Below are 6,296 nucleotides of genomic sequence, written 5' to 3'. Positions count from 1 at the left end.
TTGCCATAAACATTCCCTGCTACATGAGCACTGTCATAGACACAAGCATGGTCATAAATTTTTGCATATCGTGTGATTACAGCCTTGCCATAAACCTCTGCATTGCCATAGACACGCCCCCGCACATGAGAAGAATGCCTTACTTTAGCATGATCAGTAACATGAGCATAGCCATAGACAAGAGCCTCATCATAAACCCAGCAATTGCCATAGTGTGATAAGTTGCTTTCATTTTCGATATAGCCACCCAGATCGCCAGCCTTGACATCATCAAAATCTTTTAAAGCCCGAATGCGATAAAGGTTTGTAATTTGTTTTGTTAGTCTATCTTTAATTTGTTTTGTTTGATTGGTTAATTCATATTTTTTGCACATAAGGATATCCTCACAATCTAATGTGATAAACGTTTGACAAAATTTTGAATGAAAGAATTTGGTTAGAAAGCAGGCGCCCCCGCACCGCCAGAACATTCAATTATGCTGCTTTATTTTTGGAGAGACATAGACAATCTCTAATTCCCCATAAGGAGAAACCCGTTCAATATAGGTTTTAACCTCAGTAGACCCACCAACATTTTCACGAATAACAGCAATGCCATGGATATTGGCATTTTCACTCACATGCACGTTATTTGCTATACGAGCGTTTTCATAAACCCTAGCATTGTCATAAACAGAAGCTTTATCATAAATAATAGCCTTGCCATAAACATGAGCATTACCATAGACATGGGAATTATCAGAAATAACAGCCTTGCCATAGACATGGGAATTATCATAGACATAGCCAGCAACGATAGCATTGTCATAAACGCGCGCATGACCATACACATGACCACAAGTGATAGCCTTGCCAAAAACCCTTGCATTTTCATAAACACGACCATTTTTAAACACAAGAGCATCATTATAAACCCAGCAATTGCCATCATGAGAGAGGTTTTCTTCCTTTTCAATAAAGCCACCCAAAGAACCAGCTTTGACATCAGAAAAGTCTTTTAATGCTTTAATACGATAAAGAACATATTCACCAAATACACGCGTTTCATTTGTGAGTGCAAACTTTTTTTGCATGGCACAATTCCTTTATAAAGAGATTTAAATTTTAAAATGAAATGTTTTAAAGAAGGGCGCCCCCGCCGCGCCCGCGTATTATTCAATTACGCAGCGTCTTTTAATGACTGATCGTTATAGACAATTTCTTTACTACAGACTTCAATATTATTGCGAACCCAAGTATCGCCTTTAATGACCGCATTGCGAAAAATCTTTACATTTGCAAAAATACAAGCATATCCAGAAATTTTCGCATTGCCATAAATTTTTGTATCATTAAAGACACAAGCGTAATAATGAACGCGAGCATTTTCAAAAATATGAGCATCAGGATAAATGCGTGCAAAACCATAGACCTCTGCATTGCCATAAACTTGACCAGCCACCACAGCCTTGCCATAAACACGGGCGTTTTCATAAATGCAAGCAACATTGTTCACATGGGCATAGCCACTTACAACGGCATTATCGTAAACCCGCGCATTATGATAAACCTTTGCTTTATCCCCGACCCAGCAATTGCCATGATGTGATAAATTGTATTCACTACTTATATACCCCCCGAGGTCGCCTTTTTTCACATCACCAAAATCTCTTAATGCTCTAATTCTGTGAAGTGTATTAAAACCAACCTCTATTGTCTCACCCGTAAATTCGTATTTTTTTGCAGGCTCTTGTTTATTATTAGATGCGGTTTCATTTGAAATGGAAGAAATAACGGGGGTGTTTTGTGATATAGTGTTCATAACTAAATCCTTACTGTTGGGTTTCTATTGACAGCCTATAAAGGCGCCGGGTGGTAGAAACACGGCAGTAAGTCCGTCGTTACACTTTTCTCATAAAGAGTATTGTATGGTGCAACCACACCCGACAAAATCACTCTATATGCTTTTTATAGCATAAAAGATAGTCAGTATTTTAAAGGCATGGGAAAGGCTGTTTCGTAACCTATCCGCTTACTGTTTAAGTGTTTCTAGCACTTGAGTATTTATATATCAAAATACGTATTTATTGTCAATTATTATTTTATCTTTTTTGATATTTTTTATAATTTTTTTAAATGCATTGTGTGTATATATTTATCATATGCATATTAATTGCTTCTTTTATATTTATGTGCTTTTAAAGCTATATTATTGGCTTTCTTAAACGATTGTGTTATTTTTTGAATCTATACATTTATAATATTTAAAAACGCTTTCATAATGCGTATTTTTAACTTTATAACGTATCTATTTTTTCACTAAATGGTTTTTAAAGATTTCTGTTAATTTCTTTTATAACACATTTGCAACTTAATAGCTTTTATAGGGCTTATCTTTATAAGCAATCCATTCATTTGCATTATGATTATGAAAACCTGTTTTTTACACGTGCTTTATAGCTGTTATCTGCTTTATAGCCACCGCACCATTTTTCATTTTCATAAGAGAAATGATAATTGCGATTTATAGACTGTTATGAAAACCTCTAAAGAGAGATTGATAATTATAGAGATTAGCAAAATCCCTTTTAATAGACTTTTGTCATTTTTGTCAGTTTAGTCAGTTGTTTTTAGACTCTAGAGTATTTTTTTTCAAATAAGAGAAAATTAAAAACATTATATTTCAATATGTTAAGTTTTATTGATTTTTCAAAATACAACTTATTAAAACAACCATAACAAATAAATACAATTATAAATATATATTTGTCAGTTTGTGTCAGTAAATTGAACCGACAAAAGTAATCATTTTAGTGAGTGATTAAAACACGTCTTAAAAAAATGTGTGATCTTTTAAAGCCTTTCAAAAGACAGTTTATAATCATAAGAAATGCTATCAAGATCATTATGGTTATGAGTTTTGAAGGGGTTTTGAGTTTTGACGGTTGCCCCTTTTAGATAAAAAAACAGTAAAAAATAAAAACATTATATTTCAATGTGTTAATATTTTACAGACCTTTAAAAAACAACCTATATCGACATTACAACCTATGAATTCAACTAATGATATATGTTTCGAGGGGGTTTTGACAATTTTTGCACCTTCAAAACTTATAAGCAAAATGAATATACATAACTCTCTTTAAACAAGGCTTTTTAAAAGGATAAAGCTATTATTTGAGATTACGATATAACCTCTTAAAGGCAATCCAAATAAATCTTATCTTGTTTAAGAGTGGATTTCTTATAAGTCTTAAAGCAATCCAAATGACAGTGTTTAAAAGTGCAAATGATTTCTTTTTAGAATAACGCATATAAACACTCCTTTTAAGATTGTATGTAAGCAATTTATAAAAGGGGTATAAAACCTATAGTTATAAGACCTTATACCCCTTGTGAATTTATCATACCCATCATGTAAGCATGGCAAGTCTATTCAGTTTCTCTCATTTCTAATTTTGGTAGGCTCTTAACGATTTTCATTGTCTCTAAACTTACGGTAATAACCCTTTGAAACAATTCTAATGGATAAGCGGGGTTTCCAACGGTTTCAACAGCATAGCGATTAGCATCATTCACAATGCCACTCTTTTTATCAGTTTTCACACATTGACGCCCCATAACCCATTCAAGGGCGGGTCTACCATTGACGATATACTCATAAGCTTCAAGAGGAATGTCTGTTATGATGATGTTGCTGTTATAAATAACAGTGGATTTATCCTTTTCCTTACTATTCTTAATTTTTGCGAATTTCATTTCATTCACGTAATAAAACTTTTCTGGATTAGAGATATCAGTCTGTTTTGGATTTCCTTTTTTAAAGGTCACTGGATAAGGCTCTACATCTTCATAATTTACGTGCAAATGCCCCAATTCACGACCTGCTGTAACAAACATCCAAAAATCATCAGCGCTTTTTACGCAAGGGATACGAGGCAATTCTTTAGAGAGGTTATCAGCATAACGGGCACGATAATCTTCTGAATGCAAAATCCCATAAACATAATAGAATAGATCATCTTTAGTGATTTTTTCATTAGGATAAGCCGCTTTAAAATGGTCTAGTCCTTTATCAGTAATGGCATCACGCCTCTGTAAACCAGTTGTTTTGTTTTGTTCTGTAGCATTTGCAAATAAATGGATTTGTTTTTTATTGTTACCTTTTGAAGTTTTGACATCTTCATAAATATATCTTGGAAAGCATTGACTTTTTTCTATTGAATCCAAGCTAGGTATATTCTTACTCATCAACACAGAAAATCTTCTTGCTCCTATACCTGTAAGCTGTATCATCTTATTTTCAACCGCTTGCCCTATCGGGAATATACGCCTCTGATAAGCACCATCACAGTTGAGAGCAGCATCACAATAAAGCCACTGTTGTGTAAAAGGACGATACAAGCTTTTGATAAGGTAATTTTCCTTAAAATTGAAAGCCTTTCCTTTTACCAAGTCTTGTTTGAGATTATAGCTCCAACTGATTTTTTTTGTGTCAGAATTTACGAAGCTATTTACAGCATTTGCACGTATTTTATGATCAGTATGTGGATAGGCATCATTAAAACGTTTTACCTCACTATTATAGAAAGCAATCATATTACGCATATTTTTTGCTAGTGTTTCACGGCTTGAGTTATAAGCCCATGCATCACGGCTCGTCATAACGCCACGAGAAAAATTTTTAAAAAGCTTTTGATCATGCCCTTTTTTATCACCTAAGGCTAAAAACGCCTTGAAACTCTCATTACGTTGACCAAGCCAATCACCATGTTCATCTGGTGTAATCATTTGCCAGCTTTGTTCACTCCGTGTAATGCCATCAATACTACCAAGGGATTCAATTATCGTAAGCTTTTCCTGTCTCGTGAGATAATCTCCAATATCACGGAAATATATTTTACCACGCTGTTGAGATTCTGGATTTTTGACGAGAATAGAAATCGCTATAGGGGCACGAGATCCTTCACCAAAAATTCCACCACTTTCTTTCTTACGTTGTTCTCCAGAAGTCCGAGCATTTCCTCGTAAATGGAAAATATAAAGGCTCGAAAACTCCTCAACGAGGCATTTTCGTAAACTGTCCATAGAACTTCCATTGATAAAACCGGCATTTGTGACAAAGCCGATTACCCCAGCATTATCAATACGGTCACTAGCCCAGCGAATGGCACGAATATAACTATCATAAAGTGCTTGCATATTGGTTGCATTTGACTGAGCAGCATAAGTTTCACGAATACGATTATCTAAAATCGGATAAGGTGTATTTGGATTATTATCATTAGCGCTTTTTTGTCCTACGGAATAAGGAGGATTGCCAAAGATAACTTTGATATCCAGATTTTTCTGATGTTCCAAATATTCACTGTTTTCTTTAAATAACTCTTGCAACAAATCTTTTCTTTCAAGCATTTGGAATGTATCAGTTAAACCAATATGCTTAAATGGGATATAATTCCCTTTCATAAGACCATGATAGGTTGCTTCGATATTAATGGCTGCTATGTAATAAGCGAGCAAGACAATCTCATTAGCATGAATATCATAACGGTATTTATATTCCATATCTTCTGGTTTTATAAGATTTGATTGTAAAAGCCTTGTGATAAAGGTACCAGTACCCGTAAAAGGGTCAAGAATAGAAACACCACGTGATCCTAGGCTTTTTCCAAATTCATTGCGTAAAACATCATCAACAGAGTGAATGATAAAATCAACAACCTCAACGGGGGTGTAAACAATCCCAAGCCTATCGGTGGTTTTCTTAAATGCCTTGGCAAAAAAATCTTCATATAGCTTGATAATAAGGTTTTGTCTTGCTTGGGGTTCGGTAATCCCAGAGGCACGGAATTTTACACTGTTATAAAATTTTTGTAATTCCTTTGACTCTTGCTTGATATTGGTTTTATCCAACTCAGCTAAAATCTTTTCCATCGCTTGCGAGATACTATTGTTCTGGACAAATTTATTGCCTTCAAATAAGGCTTCAAACACGGGACGCGTCACAAGATGTTGTCCTAACATCTCAAGCGCTTCCTCTTGGGTAATACTGTCGTTTAAATTACTCTTTAACTCCTTATGAAAGCTCTCAAAAGCATAATAGGCTTTACTGGTTTTATCAGAAAGAATATCTTTAAGACGATTAATGTGGTTTTGAGCAATTTCAGCAACATTGTTCGCCCATATGCCCCAATAATCCGCAAGGGTCGATTTTTTAATCAGAAGGGTTTTGAGAGCATTAGGAAACGCCATCACAAAGTTAAAACGTTCTTGACCATTATGGGGGTTAAACGATTTCCGCAGTGGATAGACAT

Annotated in this window: 3 protein-coding genes and 1 pseudogene; all 4 read right to left on the bottom strand. The window is 34.7% G+C overall.

What is annotated here, in order from left to right:
* A pseudogene (locus tag PVV59_RS09075) lies at nucleotides 1-374 on the bottom strand (hypothetical protein); the annotation flags it as partial.
* Between the two features lie 96 nt (nucleotides 375-470).
* Entirely contained in the window at nucleotides 471-1,073 is a 603-nt protein-coding gene (locus PVV59_RS09070) for a hypothetical protein (RefSeq protein ID WP_273755784.1), read from the bottom strand.
* An 86-nt stretch (nucleotides 1,074-1,159) separates the two neighbouring features.
* Nucleotides 1,160-1,801, bottom strand: coding sequence for a hypothetical protein (locus PVV59_RS09065; protein WP_273755783.1), 642 nt, complete (start codon nucleotides 1,799-1,801; stop codon nucleotides 1,160-1,162).
* 1,610 nt (nucleotides 1,802-3,411) lie between these two features.
* On the bottom strand, nucleotides 3,412-6,296 hold a 2,885-nt coding region (locus PVV59_RS09060; RefSeq protein ID WP_273755782.1), incomplete at its 5' end, for a type ISP restriction/modification enzyme.

Origin of the sequence: Bartonella sp. MM73XJBT.G, from assembly GCF_028618435.1 — a bacterium.
Lineage (GTDB): Bacteria > Pseudomonadota > Alphaproteobacteria > Rhizobiales > Rhizobiaceae > Bartonella.
Note: the sequence above shows the minus strand (reverse complement) of the source record. Positions and strands in the feature narration are given on the sequence as shown.

Coding starts and splice junctions, on each gene's coding strand:
- PVV59_RS09070 (WP_273755784.1), bottom strand. CDS start 1,073: ATGCAAAAAAAGTTTGCACTCACAAATGAAACGCGTGTATTTGGTGAA.
- PVV59_RS09065 (WP_273755783.1), bottom strand. CDS start 1,801: ATGAACACTATATCACAAAACACCCCCGTTATTTCTTCCATTTCAAAT.